General features: G+C 41.3%; 24 protein-coding genes. 12 read left to right on the top strand and 12 right to left on the bottom strand.

Translation table 11 applies throughout. From position 1 onward, the window contains the following. Nucleotides 1-377 precede the first annotated feature (377 nt). Nucleotides 378-1,703: a putrescine-ornithine antiporter gene (gene potE, locus C9J46_RS10275; RefSeq protein WP_107208682.1), complete on the bottom strand. Its 1,326-nt coding sequence runs from the start codon at nucleotides 1,701-1,703 to the stop codon at nucleotides 378-380. 708 nt (nucleotides 1,704-2,411) lie between these two features. Between potE and C9J46_RS21495 the strand changes: the two genes are divergently transcribed. Then, a complete protein-coding gene (locus C9J46_RS21495; protein ID WP_146144321.1) occupies nucleotides 2,412-2,567 on the top strand; it encodes a prepilin-type N-terminal cleavage/methylation domain-containing protein in 156 nt (51 codons plus the stop codon). Nucleotides 2,568-3,028: 461 nt separating this feature from the next. Here C9J46_RS21495 and C9J46_RS10265 read toward each other — a convergent pair whose 3' ends face one another. The 3 genes from C9J46_RS10265 to C9J46_RS10255 form a co-directional block, all read right to left on the bottom strand. Next, entirely contained in the window at nucleotides 3,029-3,496 is a 468-nt protein-coding gene (locus C9J46_RS10265) for a glycine zipper 2TM domain-containing protein (RefSeq protein ID WP_107208681.1), read from the bottom strand. Between the two features lie 120 nt (nucleotides 3,497-3,616). Then, nucleotides 3,617-4,204 carry a tRNA-uridine aminocarboxypropyltransferase gene (locus C9J46_RS10260; protein ID WP_107208680.1) on the bottom strand — a complete coding sequence of 196 codons (588 nt, stop codon included), beginning with the start codon at nucleotides 4,202-4,204 and terminating at the stop codon, nucleotides 3,617-3,619. 78 nt (nucleotides 4,205-4,282) lie between these two features. Then, nucleotides 4,283-4,699, bottom strand: coding sequence for a hypothetical protein (locus tag C9J46_RS10255; RefSeq protein ID WP_107208679.1), 417 nt, complete (start codon nucleotides 4,697-4,699; stop codon nucleotides 4,283-4,285). Between the two features lie 60 nt (nucleotides 4,700-4,759). Here C9J46_RS10255 and C9J46_RS10250 point away from each other — a divergent pair, with 60 nt between their 5' ends. Then, nucleotides 4,760-5,218 carry an EVE domain-containing protein gene (locus C9J46_RS10250; RefSeq protein ID WP_107208678.1) on the top strand — a complete coding sequence of 153 codons (459 nt, stop codon included), beginning with the start codon at nucleotides 4,760-4,762 and terminating at the stop codon, nucleotides 5,216-5,218. A gap of 57 nt (nucleotides 5,219-5,275) precedes the next feature. Here the strand turns inward: C9J46_RS10250 and C9J46_RS10245 are convergent, their stop codons facing one another. Continuing rightward, the gene (locus C9J46_RS10245; RefSeq protein WP_107208677.1) at nucleotides 5,276-6,082 is read right to left on the bottom strand and encodes a Cof-type HAD-IIB family hydrolase; all 807 of its coding nucleotides are present in this window, start codon (nucleotides 6,080-6,082) and stop codon (nucleotides 5,276-5,278) included. 157 nt (nucleotides 6,083-6,239) lie between these two features. Beyond that, complete coding sequence (locus C9J46_RS10240) at nucleotides 6,240-7,160, bottom strand: alpha/beta fold hydrolase (protein WP_107290860.1); 921 nt, start codon at nucleotides 7,158-7,160, stop codon at nucleotides 6,240-6,242. Nucleotides 7,161-7,425: 265 nt separating this feature from the next. Between C9J46_RS10240 and rhtB the strand changes: the two genes are divergently transcribed. Then, entirely contained in the window at nucleotides 7,426-8,043 is a 618-nt protein-coding gene (gene rhtB, locus C9J46_RS10235; RefSeq protein WP_107247029.1) for a homoserine/homoserine lactone efflux protein, read from the top strand. 29 nt (nucleotides 8,044-8,072) lie between these two features. Continuing rightward, complete coding sequence (locus tag C9J46_RS10230) at nucleotides 8,073-9,296, top strand: EAL and HDOD domain-containing protein (RefSeq protein WP_107208675.1); 1,224 nt, start codon at nucleotides 8,073-8,075, stop codon at nucleotides 9,294-9,296. 137 nt (nucleotides 9,297-9,433) lie between these two features. Here C9J46_RS10230 and C9J46_RS10225 read toward each other — a convergent pair whose 3' ends face one another. From C9J46_RS10225 to C9J46_RS10215, 3 genes are all read right to left on the bottom strand, one after another. Further along, complete coding sequence (locus C9J46_RS10225) at nucleotides 9,434-9,910, bottom strand: Dps family protein (protein ID WP_107208674.1); 477 nt, start codon at nucleotides 9,908-9,910, stop codon at nucleotides 9,434-9,436. Nucleotides 9,911-10,179: 269 nt separating this feature from the next. Then, a complete protein-coding gene (locus C9J46_RS10220; RefSeq protein WP_107208673.1) occupies nucleotides 10,180-11,037 on the bottom strand; it encodes a LysR family transcriptional regulator in 858 nt (285 codons plus the stop codon). A gap of 113 nt (nucleotides 11,038-11,150) precedes the next feature. Further along, entirely contained in the window at nucleotides 11,151-12,746 is a 1,596-nt protein-coding gene (locus tag C9J46_RS10215; RefSeq protein WP_107208672.1) for an AbgT family transporter, read from the bottom strand. 364 nt (nucleotides 12,747-13,110) lie between these two features. Here C9J46_RS10215 and C9J46_RS10210 point away from each other — a divergent pair, with 364 nt between their 5' ends. Further along, entirely contained in the window at nucleotides 13,111-13,833 is a 723-nt protein-coding gene (locus tag C9J46_RS10210; protein ID WP_107290857.1) for an SDR family oxidoreductase, read from the top strand. Nucleotides 13,834-13,993: 160 nt separating this feature from the next. After that, nucleotides 13,994-14,998 (top strand): acyltransferase, encoded by a 1,005-nt coding sequence (locus tag C9J46_RS10205; RefSeq protein ID WP_107208670.1) that lies wholly within the window; start codon nucleotides 13,994-13,996, stop codon nucleotides 14,996-14,998. 61 nt (nucleotides 14,999-15,059) lie between these two features. Here C9J46_RS10205 and C9J46_RS10200 read toward each other — a convergent pair whose 3' ends face one another. Continuing rightward, entirely contained in the window at nucleotides 15,060-15,392 is a 333-nt protein-coding gene (locus C9J46_RS10200; protein WP_005372057.1) for a DUF2500 domain-containing protein, read from the bottom strand. A 189-nt stretch (nucleotides 15,393-15,581) separates the two neighbouring features. Here C9J46_RS10200 and C9J46_RS10195 point away from each other — a divergent pair, with 189 nt between their 5' ends. The 5 genes from C9J46_RS10195 (at nucleotide 15,582) to C9J46_RS10170 (ending at nucleotide 19,823) form a co-directional block, all read left to right on the top strand. After that, nucleotides 15,582-15,938 carry a DUF4145 domain-containing protein gene (locus C9J46_RS10195; RefSeq protein WP_107208669.1) on the top strand — a complete coding sequence of 119 codons (357 nt, stop codon included), beginning with the start codon at nucleotides 15,582-15,584 and terminating at the stop codon, nucleotides 15,936-15,938. Nucleotides 15,939-16,917: 979 nt separating this feature from the next. Then, entirely contained in the window at nucleotides 16,918-17,538 is a 621-nt protein-coding gene (locus C9J46_RS10185; protein WP_107247033.1) for a lysoplasmalogenase, read from the top strand. Nucleotides 17,539-17,560: 22 nt separating this feature from the next. Beyond that, complete coding sequence (locus C9J46_RS10180) at nucleotides 17,561-17,881, top strand: DUF2007 domain-containing protein (RefSeq protein WP_005372049.1); 321 nt, start codon at nucleotides 17,561-17,563, stop codon at nucleotides 17,879-17,881. Between the two features lie 307 nt (nucleotides 17,882-18,188). Then, entirely contained in the window at nucleotides 18,189-18,431 is a 243-nt protein-coding gene (locus C9J46_RS10175; protein WP_107290856.1) for a hypothetical protein, read from the top strand. Between the two features lie 240 nt (nucleotides 18,432-18,671). Beyond that, nucleotides 18,672-19,823, top strand: coding sequence for an iron-containing alcohol dehydrogenase (locus C9J46_RS10170; RefSeq protein WP_005372756.1), 1,152 nt, complete (start codon nucleotides 18,672-18,674; stop codon nucleotides 19,821-19,823). 80 nt (nucleotides 19,824-19,903) lie between these two features. On the opposite strand, the gene C9J46_RS10165 is transcribed toward C9J46_RS10170, so the two are convergent. Together C9J46_RS10165 and rsmD are read right to left on the bottom strand one after the other, a co-directional pair. Continuing rightward, nucleotides 19,904-20,170 carry a DUF1145 domain-containing protein gene (locus tag C9J46_RS10165; protein ID WP_005372036.1) on the bottom strand — a complete coding sequence of 89 codons (267 nt, stop codon included), beginning with the start codon at nucleotides 20,168-20,170 and terminating at the stop codon, nucleotides 19,904-19,906. Continuing rightward, a complete protein-coding gene (gene rsmD, locus C9J46_RS10160; RefSeq protein WP_005372034.1) occupies nucleotides 20,167-20,772 on the bottom strand; it encodes a 16S rRNA (guanine(966)-N(2))-methyltransferase RsmD in 606 nt (201 codons plus the stop codon). The genes C9J46_RS10165 and rsmD overlap by 4 nt, the downstream gene beginning before the upstream one ends. An 84-nt stretch (nucleotides 20,773-20,856) precedes the next feature. Here rsmD and ftsY point away from each other — a divergent pair, with 84 nt between their 5' ends. Further along, nucleotides 20,857-22,236, top strand: coding sequence for a signal recognition particle-docking protein FtsY (ftsY, locus tag C9J46_RS10155; protein WP_107208666.1), 1,380 nt, complete (start codon nucleotides 20,857-20,859; stop codon nucleotides 22,234-22,236). The last annotated feature ends 2 nt before the right edge of the window (nucleotides 22,237-22,238 follow it).

The following is a 22,238-nucleotide window of genomic DNA, read 5'->3' as shown; positions in this document are numbered from 1 at the left end:
GTGCATCTTCGTAAGAAGTGGCAGTAACGATTTCGATAGTACGGCTTTCTAATTCAGCGATTAATGATTTAGTTGCACGATCGGCAAAGCTGTTTGGAGTAATGTTTTGGTGCTCAATAACGAGAGCACGCATTTTATTAGTACTATTATTGTTGTTCATAATAACGCCTGAATAGAATGATTGATGGCAGGTGTGTTTTACCACGACATAATTAATATGAAGTAATTAAACGCCTTGCCTAATACTTTTAGAAGGGAATAAATAATACTGCTTATTAATGTTTATATTAATTTTCAGTGTATTTATTATTTATTCCCATTTCATTTCTAGCTGGTTATTAATAAATTTCTTTAGTATCGAATTTATTAAATCTTAATTAGTTTGCTTTAACTTCTGGTTTAGTATCACGTGCTGCGATGAAACCGTAGAAGATGTAACCGAATAGCGTCAAGATGGTACCGCCGAATACTGCTGTCGCACCACAAGCGTATACACCGTAGATGCTGTAGATAACAGCTAATGTACCCACAACAGCGCCTAGGCGGTATTGTTTTGGTGTAACCATGTTTTTGCGAAGTAGCACTTCCAAACCTGTCATAGATAGGATGTAAGGTACCATGTTAATAAATACGGCTAGGTTCAATAGCGCGTTGAACTGACTGATCAAGTTTGGAGAGATAGTCATCACCGCTAGAATTAACTCAGCAACTAGCATGATAAGCATACCGGCAATTGGTGCACCTGCTTTGTTAGTCTTAGCAAAGATTTTAGGGAATAGACCTTCATCTGCCGCTGCTTTAGATACTTGAGCGTTAGTGAACTGCCAACCTAATAGTGAACCGATACATGCGATAACCGCTGCTAGTGTAACAATGTTACCTACTGTTGGGTTAAACATGTGGCTGAATACTAAGCCAAATGGTGCAGTAGATGCTGCTAGTTCTGCGTTAGGAATAATACCCTGGATAACACCAGTAGACGCAATGTAGATAACAGCAGCGAAACCTGTACCAAATAGTACTGCTAGTGGTACGTTACGCTCTGGATTTTCAACTGCATCAGAGTTAGCACCAGCAGATTCAATACCTAGGAACGCCCATAGAGTCAGTGCGATACCTGAAGATACAGAGTGCATTGTTGTGTCATGGTGTGGGTTCCATGCGCTCATGAATGTTTGTGGATCGAACCACCACCAACCGATAACAGATAGACCAAGTACAGGTAGAATAATACCCCAAACAGTGAATGCTGAGATTTGACCTGTGATCTTAGGACCACCAAAGTTAGCAACCATAGTAATGATAAGAATCGCACATACACCGAAGAAAGTGTGTACTGGCGTATCTAACCAAGGCATGAATGGCTTAATGTAACCAACAGCTGATACGGCAATTGCTACACAACTAATTACTAGACATACATAGTATGTGTAAGAAGAGATAAAGAAAGATGATTTGCCGTGTGCTTCTTCTGCGTAAGCTGACATACCGCCTGAACGTTTACAAAAAGCACCACATTTAGCAAACGTGTAAGCAATACACATTGCACCTAATGCTGTAACCACCCAAGATAACATTGAAATAGCACCAACTTGAGCCAAGCTCGCTGGTAGCATAATAATACCGGAACCCATCATGTTAACTGCAACAAGTACAGTTAAACCGACAAGGCCCATTTTTTTAGTGCCAGTATCTGATGACATATATTCACCTATGATTAGAAGGTAATAACTACTAAATAAGAAAGTAGTTATCGTTATATTTAATAAGACCCAATCCATGGCGAATTCATTAATAACATTAAGGTTATTATTTTATTTTTTAGTAGGGGGAACTAACTAAAAAATAACTCAGATATAAACCTTGGATATTAAGACTTATATATGAGAGTGAATTCGTTGTCCTTTCGATGAAGCGTATAATGCGACTGTTTTGCTTAAAAAAAAACGTTAATTTCGGAATGAAACGTTCCATTTTTAGTGTCAATAATGACAAACAGTATCGTTATTCGTTCAGTAACTATCGTGAATAACGTCAACTCATGAGTTGATGCTGTCAGGGCGGAGGCAAAAATAGCAATGAATAACAATGGGTTGTAAGTCTCGCGGGGTGAGGTTTATCATGTGAAATAGACTTGAAAAGTGAATAGTTAAAATATATTTATTCGCTTTTCGTGCGATTTAATGCCATTTGTATGGTGTTTATTTTTTTCTTATTCAGGGTTAATTTTTATTTAATGACAGTAAAAAGTACTTTTTTAGTGAGAAATCGACGTCACTTTGAGAGGTTTAGTAAAAACTTAAATGATACGTTCAGGATTCATTAATAATAAATGGAATATTAATAATATTTTTAATCGTTTTTTGTAATAAAAGACCGTCATTATTTTCAATAATACGCATTGATTTATTATGCCTTTAAATAATTTAGGTGTTGGCGGTGGATTAATGAAGCGTAAATTCGGTTTTACTCTTTTAGAGTTAGTCATCGTTATTGTTAGCTTAGAGAGTTTAGTTGTTGTTGCGATACCCCAACCTCGTAACCATCAATATCAAAGCGATGATTAGTGGGAAAGAAACAGCTTTATTGAGTACCGTTGATGCTATATCGATAGCAAATGATTACCCCACTGCAACGAAGAGGGGTATTGTTCAAGCGCTAGCCTCACCGAATACTTGATATCATTATCGAATGGATATGAAAACACTCACGTTAAGTGATCATTGTTGGAGTGGTTGGGCTGGCAGTATGCTGACAATAATAGATTTTAGATACGCATTATTATGTCATGTACGTTAATTTCGCAGAGGGAGCGGAAGGGGCTGGTCATACTCCTCCCTTTCATTTAGAACGCTATTTTAAGATCTGCTATCAAGCAACCGACAATACAGCTCATAACAATGAGCCTAATTTGTTAAATGCCCGATGATTACAGTCATTGATGATAAATGCTGAAGCAATATCTATTACGATCAAAGAAAAAGGCGCTAAATTAGCGCCTTTTGGGGTGTTTTTTAAGAAGAAATACTTAAGCTGGCGTGACGCGAGAAGTGCCATCGTCAGAGATGTTAATTTGAACGCGCTCACCGGCGTGGAACATGACGTTAGGGTTAACCTGCTGCACGATAGAAACGGTACGACCACTATCTAGCTTTATTGTTAGGTTTACACCATTACGCTTAGTGACTTCGTTACCTGCTTCGTTACCAAGGTAACCGCCTAATAGCGCACCACCAATTGCCGCAATTTGCGAGCCGGTACCACCGCCTACGCCTGAGCCTAAAATCCCACCAATAGCACCGCCAGCAAGTGTACCAATACCATTACCGTTACCATTTAGTGTTACCGCTTGGGTACGAGTTACGGTGCCGTAATATACTTCTTGCATCTGGCGTGCATCATTAACATTGTAAGCATTACCATAAGGATTGGTTGCACAGCCTGCGAGACCTAACGTCGATAAAATCACGGTTAAGACAAGTATCTTTGTTTTCATGTTGTTTCTTCAATAAAAATACAGTGTTTAAATATTGGGTGTAATTTGAGCTTATTCGATAAGAAAAGAAAGCACGAAAACTCATTTTACTAAAACAGTAAATATAAGGTATTGAATCTGTTAATACGTTCTCTTATGTCCACTTTTATCAGCATGAAAAGTGTTAATAAATGCCGAGAAGTATTGGTGTAATTGTGCTGCTTCTGTTGTGAATTGAAGTTGAGTCAGTAGCGCTATCCCTACTTCACAGGTACATAAATTACCGTCTTGCTGATTACGTCGTAAGGCGTAGTTTGATGTCTGTTGTGGCGTTAAAGCTAAACGCGGTAAGTCACTAAGCCAAGGGCTTTTACGTACCATTTTTTTTGCTTCTTGCCAGGTCGCATCAAGAATAATAAACAGGGGGATGGGTTGGTCAGTATCGGCTTGAGGTAGCTCAATAGGGGGATGTTGCTCATCGCTTGGGAAAACCAGATAGGCTTGGTAGTGAGGATCACGCAGTTGCGCGAGCAAGTGTGCTGGCGGCTCGGTACGTTGCCATACCTCAACGCGGCAATGAGGCAAACTGTTTACCAGCAACTTACCTGTGTTGGTATCTTTATTAAGCTCTCGAGGGTGAGTTAATAACACAAAGTGTGCGGGGCACTGAAGGTGTGGCTCAAGGTTGCAAATACAATTGTGCTGAAAGCCACAGCGAGGGCATGACATGGTTATTTCTCCTAACCTCAAATACCCTTGCAGTGTGGCATAAATCGATGTCTTAAGTCACGACAGTGATAATGGCGTTTAGTCTTGTTTTGTCAGTACTAACCCATTATTGCCGATATGATATTTCTGACCGTTGACGGTTTCTTCTGTTGCGCTGAGCTGCTTCTTACTCGGATCAAAGGTATAAATACGTTCGCTATTGAGCCCATGATGTGAGGTCATCTTTACTTGCAGTTGAGTGTCGCTGATCGCTTGCCAATTCCCGTTTTCTTTTAGACTTGGATCGCCATTGGTGTATTGATATGTGGTTGTTGCAGAGTGATCGCTTTTAAGGCTCAGTAGAGTCGTTAATCCCATTTCTGGCTGACTTTTATACTCACCCACCCAATTACTATTACTGTCATCGCCACCAAAGCTACTTGGTAACCAACTTGCACAGCCAGTTAGCGTAGATGCGGTAAAGATAAGGGCGAGGGGTAACCGTGAAACTGTCATTTTATTCTCTCTATGGTAGGCTCAAATTCATGAGGAAGTTGGCAGTAATGGTAGAACAATATGGCCTATTGGTTATTTAAAACCGAACCAGATACATTTTCTATAGACACCCTAAAATCACAAAAAGTTTCACCTTGGGAAGGCGTCCGTAATTATCAGGCGCGTAATATGTTACGTGACGAGGTGAAATTAGGCGATCAAGTCTTCATTTATCATTCATCGTGTAAAGATGTCGGTGTAGTTGGGATCGCAACGGTGGTGAAAGCCTCGTATCCCGATCACTTCCAGTTTGATCCCGAGTGCCCGTATTTTGATCCGAAATCAGATCCAGAGAATCCACGCTGGTTTATGGTTGATATTGAATACCAACGTCATTTACGGTTAGTTAGCTTAAAGCGTATGAAAGCCAATCCAGCCTTGGCTGAGATGCCATTAGTAAAAAAAGGCAGTCGCTTAAGTGTGATGCCAGTTACTGACGCGCAATGGCAGGAAATTTTAACCATGACAGGGCAGTTCTAAACTGTTTTTCAAGGGGAAAAGAAAAAGGCTGTGTTTAACAGCCTTTCTATAGGGGGGTTATGCGTGATTAAGGAGATACTTTTCTAAGTAGTGCGCTACCGCTTCATCAGCACTTGAACCGATAACCTCATTATCTGGCAGTGCTTGTTTCACTTTGTCATGAGAGGTGCCCATGATTAAGCCTTTACCTGCCATTGATAGCATTTCAACATCATTCATCCCATCACCAAAAGCAATACAATCGTCTAATGTCAGCTCGAGCGCTTTGGCGACAGCGGCTAAGGCATCGCCTTTAGAGACACCCGCATCCATTACTTCTAAGCACCAAGGTGTAGAAAATGCGATATTTGCTTTATCTTTAAACTCTTGATTAAAGGCTTGCTCCCACTTCACCATTTTCTCATGGTCAAGATCATCACGGGTGAAGAAAACTTTTAATACGTTATCTGTCGGCGGGTTCTCAACATCAAATAACTGATAGTTAAAGCTATCGTGGAAATCACGCAGTGCTTCATTTTCATGATTGAGTAGCCAATGGTCGCCTTGGTACAAGTGAATGTGTAAATCAGGATCGTGCTTTGCGAGTGCAATAACGCCACGGATCACTTCAGGGCTTAAACTTTGTTGGAACACAAGATTACCGTCGGCATCATGCACACTGGCGCCATTTGATGTGATCATGTAAGCCGGAATACCCAGTTTTTCACGCATTTCAGCGACATCTATATGGTGGCGACCTGTTGCAAATACAAAATGCTTATTGTGTTGATAAAGACGTTGTAAGACATCTTGAGTAAACGGGGCGATCTTATGCTCAGGAGTAAGCAAGGTGCCATCTAGATCTGAAGCAACAATTTTAAACATGTGAACTCTCGATAGTAAAACGGGCGGTAATGGTATGTAGCATGCCAATGAGAGATTAATTCTAGAACAAGTCAAAGAGGAAAAAAGAGGCTAAAGTTGGATAATTAGACTTCCGCTTTTCGTTCGCTTGATAAAAACGAAAGTCTGTTAGTGAAGATTAAGCAAAATGCGCCAAGAGTGCGGTAATCGCTTGGTTACGGAGCGGATCACTTTCAAATAAGATCTCATGGCGAGAACCTTCAATAATCTGAAAATCACAGTGTCCAGAGCCTTGGTTTAGCTGTTGATGAAATTGCTGCTGACAGGCGTTATCAACAATTTTATCTTCACTGCCTTGAAGTAAAAGAACAGGGATAGTGATGGTATTGGCTTGTTGAATCGCTCGACGTGCTGCTTTTATACTTTCCCATACCCAGTGATTACTTGCGCCACCAATGCGTAATTCAGGGCGGACATCATAAAGCTCGCGAAACCATTGGTAACGTGTTTGGCTGTGGGTAAGCAAGTTGCCATTGAACGGTTTTGCATAATAGGGCTTTTGACCAATAGCATAGTGAGGTTGACGACGAAATAATTCGGTGATGCCAATCAAGGCTTCGGCAAAGGGCTTTAAGTGAGGTTTAACATAGATGCCATGCATTGGCGCACTTAGTACGGCGCGATCAAAAAGAGTGGGATAACGAGCAAGTGCTAAACTGGTGATTGCCCCTCCCATTGAATGACCAAGGATGAAGTGCTGTTTATAACCTTGTGGTTTGACGATGTTTTGCATAAAAAGATGCAAGTCTTCAACGTAGTCATCAAAGTTTTCGACATACCCCAATTCATGATCGTCCACTAAGCGTTCTGACACGCCCTGACCACGATGGTCGAAGGAATAAACATGGTAGCCTTGTTTGACTAAATCATAGAACAGCTCTTGGTATTTCCAATAGGTTTCTACTCGTCCATTAACCACGATAATGACTTTATCACTGCACTTTGGGGTTAAACTGACCCATCCTAATTCACATTGTTTAACGCCCGTGAATTTTCCTTCGTGACGTTGTTGCCACATTTCACTTACCGCACTCGTCATTGTGTCTGTGAAATGTTCTTCTTGAGAAAAAGGGAGAAAAGTCGAAGGTTGACAAGTCATTAAAGCGCGTCCGAAATTTATCTGTTTAAAAATCATCACAGCAAATTATGGCGTGGCGATTACTGTGGATTAGTCAAAAATGGCATACTTAGTACAGTATACCTTATTTATCTAAGACAGAATAAGTGTATCCATATTGCTTTATTTGTTCTATTCAGGTTATAAACGCATTTTATAAATGTCATAAAAATTTCATTGAGATCACATGAGTATTGATGTTTGGTTAGCATATTTGCTCGCTGCAGTTATCTTTAGTTTTGCACCTGGCTCTGGGACCGTAAATTCAATCAGTAATGGGATGGTTTATGGCTGGCGTAAGTCATTAGCCTCTATTATCGGCTTGCAGTGTGGTATGGCTGCACACATCATTCTTGTTGGCGTAGGGCTAGGAACGATAGTCGCTGGCTCTGAGTTGGCTTTTACCATTATTAAATGGCTAGGCGCGGTGTATTTAGTGTGGCTCGGGATCCAAAAATGGCGCGAGAAGTCAGCATTAGCCTTAGATGAGCGTGATAGCTCCATATCGGCTACCACATTGTTTAAACGAGCAGTGTTTGTCAATTTAACCAATCCCAAAACGATTGTGTTCTTAGTTGCGTTATTTCCTCAGTTTATCAATCCAGTAGAACCTCAATTACCGCAGTTATTGGTACTTGGTATCACGACATTAGTCGTCGATGGTTGTGTAATGTTATTTTATGTACTGTTAGCGTCACGCTTTACCCGCTATATCCGTTCAACAACGGTGATGTCTCGTTTAAACCGTTTATTCGGATCTATGTTTATCGGATGTGGTGCTTTACTTGCTTTGGCTCGCGCGTAAATTTTGATGATAGATAAAGGAAAGGTTTGATGTATTCCTATGTTGCTCGTCAGCCAATTTTTAATCGTAAGCAACAAACGATTGGCTATGAATTATTATTTCGTGACGGAGAAAGTAATGCTTTTCCGAATATCGATGCGAGTGAAGCGACATGTCGCTTAGTTATGGAAAATTACATGGCGATTGGTGACAACCGCTCATACAAAGGTCAGCGAAATTTTATTAATTTTCCTGAGCATTGTTTGATTGAATTGATGCCATTATTACTGCCTAAAGATAAAGTTATTATTGAAATTCTTGAAAGTTGTCGTCCAAGTGATGAGCTTTTACAGGCAGTTAAACATCTCCACCAAAAAGGCTATCTCTTTGCGCTTGATGATTTTGATTGTCATCCTGAATGGCAGCGTTTCCTGCCGTATATATCCGTCATTAAGTTAGATTTACTGGCGCTAGGTCTCGATCAAGCCTGCCAATATGTCAAAGATAACCAGCACCTAAAAGCCAAGTTTTTAGCGGAAAAAGTCGAAACCTATGATGACTATTCGCAAGCATTAGCTGCGGGATTTCATTTATTCCAAGGTTATTTTTTCAGTAAACCTGAAATGCTAAAAAGCCGTAAAGTGGCACCATCAGAGCTTACAACGGTACAGCTACTGCATGAAATCTCCCATGATCCGGTCGATTTTTCGCGTATCGAAACCATTATTAGCAGTGATGTCTCTCTGTCCTATTTATTACTCCGTTACGTCAATACCGTGACCAAGCGCTTACGTTCACCGATCAGCTCATTTCGCCAAGCTTTAGTGTATTTAGGTGAAGATAACTTACGCTTATTTATTGGTGTGGTGGCGACCGCACATGCTGCGCTTGATAAGCCGAAAGAGCTTTATGCTTTATCGTTATTACGCGCCAAAATGTGTGAGTTACTGGTGACAAAAGGCGGCATTGTGCTGCGCTCAGAACAAGCTTTTTTAGCCGGGATGTTCTCGTTATTGGATGCCTTGCTTGATAATTCATTAGAGAGCTTACTGGATATGATCCAGCTTCAACCTGAAATTAAATCCGCACTTTTACAACGTAATGGGCGATTGGGCTTAGTGTTGGATGTGGTTGATGCGTTTAGTACTGCAGATTGGACACGGGTACAGATTTGTTGTCAGGTGTTGGGGATAAAAGAAAAAGTGGTGCATGAAAGTTATTTAGCTGCGGTTGAGTGGGCAGATAAATGTACCGCGGTGAATTTAAAACGATGAAAAAATGGGGGCTATGTAGTCTCGCCCCCGAATGGGAATCATAATATTGCAGTTGGAGAGCCAAAGCGGGCCGCGCCGTTGATACAGCACATATAATATGGCCCAACTAAATTCATATCTGCTTGTTTATCTATTTTCTATTGGCGGTATGCATTTAACATCCATAGCAGTTTTTCTTGTTCACGGATGTAATCACCCATCAATGCTGCCGTACCTTCATCACCCGCATCACCTGCTTGCGCTAAAATTTGACGTTCTAAACGTAGCAAGACACTAAAACCATTTACTAAGCCTTCAACACAGTCTTTACCTTGTGTTGCATTGCGATGTTCTTTGATATCACTCACGGTGAGGTAACTGCTGAAGCTATGATCTGGCGTATGACCAAGGGTTAAAATCCGCTCTGCAAGTTCATCGATTTTTAGCTGAAGATCGGTGTAGATCTCTTCAAACTTCACATGAAGTTCAAAAAACTCTTGTCCTTTAATGTTCCAGTGATAGCCACGGGTATTCATGTATAACACTTGGTAATCAGCTAATAATTTATTGAGGTCTGTAGCCAGAGCTTGCGCTTTTTGGGTATTGAGACCGATTAAATTCATTTCGCTAGTCATGCTACTTTCCTCACTTATTCGATAAATTAGCTAAAAGGTGCTGACCTCTCAGAAGATGTATTCATTATAGGGCGAACCTCATGATAGATATAACTGTTAGGTTCTATTGTACCAATAGGTTTTAGCTATCTTTATTGGCTAGATAAGCGAAAGCCACCCGATGTGATTCGGTAAACATCGAGTGGCTTTCTAAAGAGAGTGATGACTATGTACGCTGCGATTAGATCACTATGGCAGTTTTCACCATAGCAAGGGGTGATAGGAAAAACTTAACCTTTTTCTGCCTGTGTTGCGGTCACGCTTTGGCTCAGTACCTTAATGCACTCAGAAAGGGCCGGGTTTAAGGTTTTACTGGCGGGATAGCACAGCCCTAAACGGCGGAACATCCGTGGTCCTTCTAACGGTACTGCCACCAATTGATTGGCACTTTCCAGTACCCCTGTAGGGAGAAACGAAATGCCAAGCCCAGCTTGAACCAAGTGCATGACTTGAGTTTTATGCTCAGCTTTTGCAACGAGATTAACGGATAGGCCATCACAGGCGAGTAAGCTAATAGTCTGCTGATGGGCTTCGCAAGGCGGGCACTCAATAAAATCATGTTGGTGCAATTGCTCAGGCGAGACCGACGGCAAGTTTGCCAACGGGTGATCAGGCAACATGCAGAGGACGTAATCTTCATCCCATAGCGGCAAAAAGATCTCATCTTCTGCTTTGAACATATCAAGAGTTAAGCGCGCATCGGCAGGTTTTTCGTGATCAACCAGTTCGAGCGATAAATTGGCAATGTTGTGGTGTAAAGTTGCAAAGACTTTCGCCAGTTGGCTTTGGCTTAAATCAGGAAAATTTGCCAAGGTCAGTGGTAATCGCTCGGTGCGTTGCTGGAACAGTTGCGGTAGGGTATTTACATCATTAAGCAAACGGATCGCTAACGGATATAAGTAGTGAGCTTCATCGGTGACATCAACCCCTTTTTTATGACGTAAAAACAGTACAGTATTCAGCTCTTGCTCTAGTTGCTTAATACCGTTAGAGATCGACGGTTGAGAAACAAAGCAGCGCTCTGCGGCAAGGGTGATGTTTTTTTCTTCATAAACTGCAATGAAAAAGCGTAGTAGTCGTAAATCCATCGTAAGTTACCTGCATATGATGCTAAGTGAGCAGATTATCATAGGAATCGAATAAGCGGGAAAACAGGCACAAAAAAGCCGGACATGGTGCCCGGCTAAAGGAGGATTACAGGTTAACCTGCGATGTTGTAGTAAGTATTCGCACCTGGGCCGACTGGGATACCCAGTACGAACACCCAAACATAGAACATGATGCTCCAGCCAATCACGAATACAATCGAATAAGGCAGCATAGTTGCTATTAGCGTACCTAAACCAAGGTTCTTCTGGTAACGAGTGGCTACTGCTAGGATCATACCGAAGTAGCTCATCATAGGGGTGATGATGTTGGTAACAGAATCACCGATACGGTATGCCGCTTGAATGGTTTCAGGCGCATAACCTACCAGCATTAACATTGGAATAAAGATAGGTGCGGTTACCGCCCACTGCGCTGATGCCGAACCAATCATGAGGTTGATAAAACCACACATTAGGATGAAGGCGAAGAACAGCGCTGGGCCTGTTAGACCAATAGACTGTAGGAAATCTGCACCACCAACCGCGAACACTTGACCGAAGTTAGTCCACTTAAAGAACGCCACGAATTGAGCTGCGAAGAACACCAGTACAATGTACATACCCATTGATGACATTGACACAGACATTGCGTTGATCACATCACGGTCGTTCTTCATTGTGCCTACTACTTTACCGTAGACAAAACCCGGGATGGCGAAGAACACGAAGATAAATGCCACGATACCTTTAAGGAACGGAGAGCCTGCCACTAAACCTGTTTGTGGGTTACGTAAAATACCGTCAGCAGGCACAATTGTCAGTGCGAGTAGTGCTGCAACAGCTAGCGCTGCAAGACCCGCCGCTTTCAAACCTCTCTTCTCAAGCGCAGTCAGTTTGCCCATTTTATCTTGGCTTAAATCATCACTGGCTTCAGAGGCATCGTATTTGCCTAGTTTCGGCTCAACGATTTTCTCTGTAACGAACGCACCCATGATGGTGATAGCAAAGGTTGAAGCAAACATGAAGTACCAGTTCACTTCTGGGCCAACAGTGTAATTAGGATCGATCATTTGTGCTGCAGTCTGGGTAATACCCGATAGCAGGGGATCAACCGTACCTAGTAGTAAGTTCGCACTGTAGCCACCAGATACACCAGCAAAAGCGGCTGCAAGACCTGCTAATGGGTGACGACCTAGCGAGTGGAATAGCATTGCCGCAAGTGGAATAAGTACCACGTAGCCAAGCTCTGAGGCGGTGTTAGAGATAATACCGGCAAATACCACAACCAGAGTTACCATGCGACGAGATGCGCCCATCACTAAACCACGCATCGCCGAAGAAAGTAGGCCTGAGTGTTCAGCAATCGCGACACCTAACATGGCAACCAGTACGGTACCTAGTGGTGCAAAGCCAGTGAAGTTTTTCACCAGGTTTGCCACGATAAGTTGCAAGCCTTCAGCATTTAATAGGCTGACCACGTGGATCATGCCGTCTGCAGCACGACCTGGTGCGCCTTCTGGTCGAGGATCGGCAACAGAAACACCGAAATAGCCTGCGATGCCAGAGGCAACTAAAATCGCGACACAGAAGATAGCGAAGAGTGTGATTGGGTGAGGTAATAAGTTACCTAACCATTCGACGGTATCAAGAAAACGGGTAAAAAGTGTTTTCTTAGGATGTGGTTGTTGTTGTGAAGCTGATGAATGCATCACTACCTCCAATATAGTTTTAATCCCATCAATGGGTACTGCTTTTGTGAATGAGATGTTATCTCGCAAAATGTTGTAAAATCAATGTTAAATTGTTTCTAATTGTAAATAGGTAATGAATAAGACTTTAAAATTTGTCTTTAGGTAGAATTTTAAACTGCTTTTATTGTTGTGTTTCTTGTTGCATAAAAAGTTTCAGTTAGATAAGAAAAGCGAATAAAAAAATCTCTTATCCATAATTTTTTTTGATGATAAACCTAAGAAATTGATATTTTTCACTTCTCTCAATCCGACCTATAGTGAATGCATCAACAACATGTCGGCCTGTTGAATATTTTTCGAATTACCAGAGTAGGAAAGTCTTATGTCTAAATCTTTAGTTGTTATTACGGGTGCAAGTTCGGGTATTGGTGAAGCAACAGCGCGTCAACTGTCTGCAGAAGGTTATCCATTATTATTACTTGCGCGTCGTGTAGAACGCATGGAAGCAATGAACCTACCTAATACACTATGTCGAGAAGTCGATGTGACTGATGCGCAAGCCATCCAAGCGGCCGTTACTGAAGCGGAAGAAAAGTTTGGTCCTGTTGATTGTTTAATTAACAATGCTGGCATGATGTTACTTGGTTTCGCTGATGAACAAGATCCAGCAGAATGGCAGACGATGTTTAATGTTAATGTGATGGGTATGCTAAACGGTATTCACGTTGTATTGGCGGGCATGAAAGCACGTAAACACGGTACAGTGATCAACATTAGCTCTATTGCAGGACGTAAAACCTTCCCTAATCATGCGGCGTATTGCGGAACTAAATTTGCGGTTCACGCGATCACTGAAAATATCCGTGAAGAAGTCGCTGACGATAATGTTCGCTTTATTACCATTGCACCAGGTGCTGTTGAAACAGAATTATTGAGCCATACCAGTAGTGACGCGATTAAAGCAGGCTATGAAGAGTGGAAAGAAGGTATGGGTGGGGTGATTGCACCACAAGATATTGCGAATGCGATTAGCTACGCTTACAACCAACCGCAGAATTTATGTATTCGTGAAATTGTACTTGCTGCAACGCGCCAACAACCATAATGCGTTGGTGTTGAAGGAAGGAATGTCAGCGTGTCGTGAGTAATGTGAATAAAGACGCGCTTATTCAATACATGTTATTGATCCCCTGTTATATTTAAAGAGATGTTATTGGTATCAGTGATATTAATAACATCTCTTTTTTGTAGCAGAGGGATAGGTGATGAGAGAAAAGGTTGGGTATTTTGATCTTCTGCGGGTGGTTGCGGCCATTGCGGTAGTCGTGATCCATGTTTTAGGGCCGTATCGAGAACAATTAGGGCAAATACCTAACTGGGAATGGATCACCGCGATTACTTTTAACAGTTTTAGTCGTTGGGCGGTACCTGTATTCATTATGATCACAGGGGCATTAATGCTCAGTGATGAACGCCCATTTGAAGGGCGCTATTATTTCAAGCGCCGTGTTGGTAAAGTGTTGATCCCATTTGTTGTTTGGTCTGCTTTCTACGCTTTCTTCTCGGCGTTTTCTGCCTCAGGTACAGACTTTTCGACCAGTTGGAAGCTACTGACAGACATGCCTTTTCATGAAACTTACTACCACCTAGGTTTCTTTTACTACTTTATTCCTTTGTATGTCATAGTCCCTTTTTATCAATGGGCGGTACAACGTATGGAGCCTGGACAAGTAAAAGGGGTGGTGATGGTATGGCTGGTGATCACAGGATCGTATTTGTATCACATTGATGGCCTATGGAGTGAAACTTACCTGCTATACAGTGGCTATTTAGTCTTAGGCTACTGTCTGTACAAATATCATTGGCCTGCGATGAAGTGGCTTATTCCTTTAGCAATTGTGGCCTTGTTGGTGACAGATTATATGGTGGTGAGCCATAGTTTAGTGGCTGGCGAATATAAAATTGGTCGCTGGTTATCATACAAAACCCTGAATACAGCAATAGCGGCCGCAGGTGTCTTTGTTTTGTGTCGTTACATGTTTGATAAATTTAGTGAGAGTGCGCGTTCTCGATTAGCAATGCTGAGCCGCTATAGTTTAGGCGTGTATTTGCTCCATCCTATTTTCTTATGGCCATTGCGAAATTATGATTGGTATTTTGCGAACCCTCTGATTGCTATCCCTGTTTGGACAGTGATAGCGGGGGGGCTAGCGTTAGGAGCTAGTTGGTTATTAAGCCGTAGTCCGAAAACTGCTTGGTTAGTACCATAAAATAAAAAAGCCTGACAACGTCAGGCTTTTTTATTGCGTCCTATTGGCGGTTTAAATAGCGTTAATCACGCTGTAAGGCAAAGTGAATAAACTGCTGTCCACGATAGGTCATAGTGCCTTTATCTCCTGGGTTTAAAGCATGGTAATAGTGGATGCCCACCATAAATTCACGCTTTGGTCCTCCTGATATCGGCTCAACATAAATCCAATATTCTTCATCTTCTTCGCCCGCTTGAGCACCGATGATTTTATTGCTCTGTTTATCGAGGATCATTACGTCGAGTTTTTTCTCTGGCGCGCCAAGCCCCAGCGTATGTCGACGATAGCTAAAAATAAAATAGCCAAATGAGAAGATAAATAGAATGCAAATTGCCACGATGATCCCTGTTGGCATAACACTAACTCCTTGAACGATGAAAGACAGTTTCATGGCTATTATTCACAATCAGTGAAATATCACTAATCAATGGATAGAAAAGCGTGATCTATACGTGACAAAATGAAGCAAATTTTATGTTAGTTATATTGCATATTGGCACTTTAGTTGTAAGGTAAAGATATAGCATCAACAAGGAGTGGGCTCATGATTGATATTGAGCAAGTGATTGATCGTTCTCGCCGTATTGAAGATTTATTACGTCAGCATTATCACGCGAAAGGTTCTGAGCTTCAGCAATTAATTATCAGTTGTGAAGATCGCCTACCACATGATGTGCTAATTAAGCTGGATAAGATTGCTGAATTAAATAAACACTTCACTTCATCAGATACATTAGTTGATTCGAGTGATGAATTTATCAAGTTATGTAATTGGTGTGAAAAAGAGCTAGCCCCGCGAAGTAGTCGCTTGGTATGGGGAGTGGCTATTACATTATTGTGTGGCTTTACACTTGCGGCAATATGGTTTTATAGCGTGAATTGGCATCATATTAAGTTGTAAGCGTTAAATATTAGATTTTCTTATTTAGCCCGGTGCAGTAATGCGTCGGGTTTTCTTTTATTTAAAGATCAAAAATTGTAGGAATTTAATACGAATATTAACATTTTGTGACGTAGATAAAAAAATGGCGCCAATAGGCGCTATTTTTTGAAATTGATAATTCTTTTAGTAAAGAACGGGCAATGTCATTAGGCCTACAACAACTGCAATCATCATAAGTCCTTGTTTTTGTGAAGGTGTCATTATTCTTTCATCCTTTTTTAGTGGTTATTTTTTTCTTGACAAATAGAATAACATTTTTTTAGCTGGTTTGGCAATTGAGGTTGGTGAAAAACTTAGATAAAAACATTTTAAAATCAAGATAAAGCTTTTAAATGGCAGAAAAAGAGAAGTTTATTGTTTTTTTACTATGGTGTTTTTTATGTTTTCTGTTTTGTTTTTATTTTATCTTTTTGATTTTATTGTTTTTATTGGTTTTTCGATGTGAGTGCGAATTGCTTAGTTATCAAAATAAGTGTTTATGTTATCTAGTCTTTTGTACTTTTATTTATTCTAACTTTTCTGTGGTGATGTTTGTTTTTTTATAACTAAATCAGTCGTTTTTTGTGTTTTTATTACCAAAACGCCTATTTGAATTGTGTTTTTATTTTTTTGGTGGTTTATTCACCAAGGTGATATGCGTAAAAAGTTACAGTGATAGCATGATTTTTTCTCTTATCTTAATGTTCTTATTGGTTTTTTTTAATTTGGTTTATAGTGTTCTTGAGGCTGCGATGTTTTTGGTGGATATAAAGTGGTAAAAAATTAATAAAATAGCTTTTTACGAGAGATAAACGGTTGCTTTTACAATCTATCAAAGGTGTATTGAGGGCTGTTATGAGGTGGTTGTACACCATTTCTGATTATTGAGATGGCAAACACCATGATATTTGCTCACCTTTACAAAGAGTGTATTTAACAGCGTAGTGAATGTCTGATTATGTGGTTATGTATTATATTTTTAGCGGTATTGCACATTACTGCTGCTTATCGAGGACCACGCTGGCTTTACTATGTCAGTAAACCGTTAACGGTTATGTTGATGGTAATACTATGTGTATGGAGCGGTGCCCCTAGTTTTTATTACTGGGCAATTGTTATAGGGCTTTGCTTTTCAATCATTGGTGATATTTACTTAATGTTGCCAGCAGATCGGTTTCTTGCTGGCCTGATGAGCTTTTTTCTTGCTCATATTGCTTTTACCGTCGCATTTGCCAGTCAATGGCAAGGAACAATAAGCTGGTGGCTACTTGCGCTTTGTCTTGCCATAGGTATTGTCGTTTTTTTACTGTTGTTACCCTCTCTAGCACCACTACAAACGCCAGTTGCTTTCTATATACTCATTATTATGGCGATGACCTTTGCTGCTGGGCAGTATTGGTTGTTGTCCCATAGCCAAGCCGCACTATTTACCATCGTTGGCGCTATTTTATTTGTGCTATCAGATCTTACCTTGGCTGTTAATCGTTTTAAGGGTGAGTTCAGTGCCGCAACGGCGATCATTATGTCGACGTACTTTATTGCCCAAGGTTTATTTGTTGGCTCGGTACTCGTTTTATAGCCTGTCATTTGAGGAGTTATCTATGTCAGAGCAATGGCAGTGTATCTATAGCGCTTGTAATAGCTTGGAAGCGCACAGCGTGAAAGGGTTATTAGAAAGTGAGGGAGTGAATGCACGGTTAACGGGTGAGGCGTTAGGTGCTGCGATGGGAGAGCTTCCAGCGAATGTTGTTGAAGTGAAAGTATGGGTTGAGCAATGGCAATGGCAACGCGCACAAGGGATTGTCAGTGATTATAAACGCACTGATTACCATGATTGGCATTGTTCGCAGTGCGGTGAAGTGAATCAAGGGCAATTTGAATTGTGTTGGAATTGCCAATGCGACCGCGATCAAGAGCCTTAATTGAGGTGAAAAGTAAGTATCAAATCAACGTGCAAATGATAAGAAAACCCAACCGTCTTTAACCCCATTCTTTAATGCGTATCCCTTCTTGATAGATGGTTATTCCGAATTATCTTTTTGCTGTCTAATTTCCTCGTCTTACCTATTCCGCTATTAAGTACTTCACGATACTCTCTTTAATTGTTACCTATCAGTAATAATCTTTTGTGTTTTTATCGTATTGTTGTTTTTGGTGTAATTATTAATAATACATCCATCGAAACGCACAGGGCGTTCACAAACATAAATACACAAGGTTTTATTACTCATGAAAACAGTTATTAAAGCAACTATCGCAGCCGCTATCATCGCTATGTCTTACAACGCTTCAGCAAAAGATGGTGCGTTCACAGGTAATGTTCAATTTCAACAAGCAGCGGCTAGCACTATGAATGCGGCGCACTACCAAAAACAAGGTACTGCAGAGCGTTCACACTCAGGTGTGGTATTCACACAATCAGCATCACACCTTACTTTTGCTGAAAAGCTACTGTCTGCTGCTGATAAATAAGCCGCAGATATCGGCAAGTAACATCCCATTTTAATTATTACGTTTACGTAATAGTGGTTAACTTTTCATTTTATTGTTTATTTCCGGTAAGTGAGCTGTTGTTAGCATCAACACCAACAACAACCATAAAGATTCGGTGCCGATAACACTCACTTTGCTATTCACACTCTGTAAAAAATTCCGGCTTATGGCACACGCGGTAAGCCAACATAAATTACTTAATATTATCGGAGCTTTATTATGAGCAATGTCTTCTACATGCCACCTGTAACACTAATGGGTCCTAATGCTATTCAATCTTTAGGTGCTGAACTTGCGTCAAAAGAGCTGAAAAAAGCCCTAATCGTGACAGACAGTGTATTAGTTGAAGTGGGTTTAGTGAGCAAACTAACTGACGAGCTTACTGCGCACGGCCTTGATTACACTATTTACGATGGTGTGCAACCTAACCCAACAGAGAAAAACATTGAAGATGGCCTAGCGCTACTTGCAAGCAGCCATTCTGATTTTGTGATTTCATTCGGTGGTGGTTCTTCACACGATACCGCTAAAGGTATTGCATTAGTGGCAGCGAACGGTGGTCACATTCGTGATTACTCTAAAGGTGTACACCTTTCTAAAAAGCCACAACTTCCATTGGTAACCGTGAACACAACTGCTGGTACTGCTTCAGAAATGACCGTATTTGCGATCATCACTAACCAAGAAGATGAAACCAAATACCCAGTGGTTGATAAGCACTTCACGCCAATTATTGCAGTAAACGATTCAGAGCTAATGGTCGCAATGCCTAAGTTCCTAACTGCTGCAACTGGTATGGATGCATTAACTCACGCCGTTGAAGCGTATGTTTCAACAGCTGCAACACCCATCACTGATGCATCTGCAATTAAAGCGATTGAACTGATTGTAAATAACCTAGAAACCGCAGTGAATGACGGCCAAAACCGCGAAGCTCGTGATGCAATGCAGTACGGCGAGTACCTTGCTGGGATGGCATTCTCTAATGCCTCTTTAGGTTACGTTCACTCAATGGCGCACCAATTAGGTGGCGTTTACGACCTGGCACACGGCCTATGTAACGCGATTCTATTGGCAGAAGTTTCACGCTTTAACGCCAAACAAGTACCAGAGCGTTTTGTTGATATTGCCAAAGCAATGGGTATCGACACAGCAGCAATGACCCAAGAGCAAGCAGTAAATGCAGCCCTTGAAGCGATTGATGCACTCTCTGAAAAAGTGGGTACTAAGCAACGCCTAGCTGATTTAGGTGTAACTGAAGACAAGCTAGCGTTCATGGCGCAAAACGCCCTAAACGATGCGTGTTCTTTAACTAACCCACGCAAAGCGAGCCTAGAAGAAATCGTAGCGATCTTTAAAGCACGCATGTAATTACCCTGATTATCGGTAATGAGGTGATGCAACAAAAAAAGCGAACCCTAGGGTTCGCTTTTTTATTATCTTTAATTTGGTTACATCATATGCTTACGGCGGATATCAAGTAGGGCGAAGATACCAAAAATTAAAATGGACCATTTTTCCCAACCGGACATGTTAATTTTGTCGCCAAATGCACCAATAAATATCAGCATTTGTAAGCCATGCATCATAAACAAGAACGCTGTCATGATATATAACGCCATAGCAGCAACGCCAGGGAATGGGTGAACGATATTAATCAGTAGTACCAGCCAAACAAAGGCAATGGCAAGTTTTGCGATAAGTATTAGCGCCTTCATGGTTCCTCTCTTGCAAATAAGCGGTAGCAAACCTGTCCTGCCGTTTTTTCACGGTGTAGGTGCCAATGGCTTGGCGTTATCAGGTTGCCCAATTCCTTTTCTGCTTCAATATAAATCATTGCATGGGGAGCAAGCCAGCCGTTGTTTTCTAATGCGGCGATTACGTCTTGAATAAGATCTTTTCTAAATGGGGGATCAATAAAGACTAAATCATGTGCACGTCCTTGTTGTGACAAAAACGTTAAGCTGTCACCATTAACCACAGTGGCATTTTTTGCCCCAACGGTTTTTAAGTTTTGCTCTAATTGATTCGCGGCTTTTTTGTCGAGTTCAAGCATCGTTACGCTTTCAGCACCACGAGAAAGAGCTTCAAAACTTAAACCGCCGCTACCAGCGAACAGATCAAGGCATTTAGATTGATAAATGTCTTGCGCTAACCAGTTGAAAAGTGTTTCTTTTACACGGTCAGTGGTCGGACGTAGTCCTTCGACATCATGAACGGGTAATTTGCGTCCACGCCATTGTCCGCTAATGATGCGAACGAACCCGCCAGGACGATTATTTTGTGGTTTGCGAGTTGTTTGTTGTCTACGCTGCGTCATAGATTTTTTTGACCGTTAAGAAAATGATAGTATACACCTGTTTTTAGGCTGCAAATTGTACCAATCAAGCGCTAGGATTCGCCAATGGCAGAAAAAAAGAAACGCGGTTTATTTTCATGGCTCGGATTTGGCTCTGAAGATAACGATGCTCAAAAGGAACAAACTACTGAACAATCAGTAGTGGATGGGGCTATTGATAGCCCTGAATCAACACATTCCTCTGACGAGGCGAAGACGAAAGTTGAGCATAATAATGATGTTCAAACTGACGAAAGCGCTGCGGCAGAGCAAGAAAAGATTGCTAAGACCGATGATGTCGAATTGGCAAAGACGTTGCAAGTAGATGACACTGAAAAAAGCAGTGTTATTGAAGAAACTGTAACGACAGAGCCTGAAGCTTCAAATGTTCTTGAGCCTTCTAATGCAATAGATAACGCTGAGATTGTCGAATCTATCACTTCAACAAGCGTTGAAACAGGTGAAACTGAATCAGCGACGGAAGAAGAGATAGCAAAACCCGTCGAACAAGAAAAACCAAAATCGGAAGGCTTCTTTGCCCGCTTAATGCGTGGTTTAAAGAAAACTAAAACCAACTTTGGTGCGGGTTTCTTTGGCTTATTTAGCGGTAAGAAAATCGATGATGAACTGTTTGAAGAGCTGGAAGAGCAGCTACTCATTGCAGATGTCGGCATGGATACCACGCTGAAAATTATCGAAAATCTGACCGATAAAGCATCAAAAAAGGAACTTAAAGACGGTGAAGCCCTCTATGGTTTACTAAAAGATGAACTCGCTGGCATGTTAGCTAAAGTCGAACAACCTTTGGTTATCGATACTAGCAAAAAGCCTTATGTCATCTTAATGGTCGGCGTAAATGGGGTGGGTAAAACGACCACTATCGGCAAGTTAGCGAAGCAATTCCAAGCGGAAGGTAAATCTGTGATGTTAGCAGCAGGTGATACATTCCGTGCTGCTGCCGTTGAACAGCTGCAAGTTTGGGGTGAACGAAACCACGTTCCTGTTGTTGCCCAGCATACGGGGGCTGATAGCGCATCAGTGATCTTTGATGCCATTGAATCGGCAAAAGCAAAAAATGTTGATGTGGTTATTGCTGATACTGCTGGCCGTTTGCAAAACAAAGGCAACTTAATGGAAGAGCTGCGTAAGATTGTACGTGTAATGAAAAAGGTGGACGTTGATGCCCCTCATGAAATTATGCTAACTGTCGATGCGGGCACCGGTCAAAATGCCATTAGCCAAGCTAAATTGTTCAGTGATGTTGCTCCTGTATCAGGAATTACGATCACTAAGTTAGATGGTACAGCGAAAGGTGGTGTGATCTTTGCGGTGGCAGATCAGTTTAATATTCCGATTCGATACATAGGTGTCGGTGAAGGTATTGACGATCTCCGTCCATTTGCTGCAGAAGAATTTATTGAAGCATTATTTAGTGATGAGGAATAAAG

Origin of the sequence: Photobacterium sp. GB-36, assembly GCF_003026135.1 — a bacterium.
Lineage (GTDB): Bacteria > Pseudomonadota > Gammaproteobacteria > Enterobacterales > Vibrionaceae > Photobacterium.
This window is presented reverse-complemented; position numbering and strand designations above follow the sequence as displayed.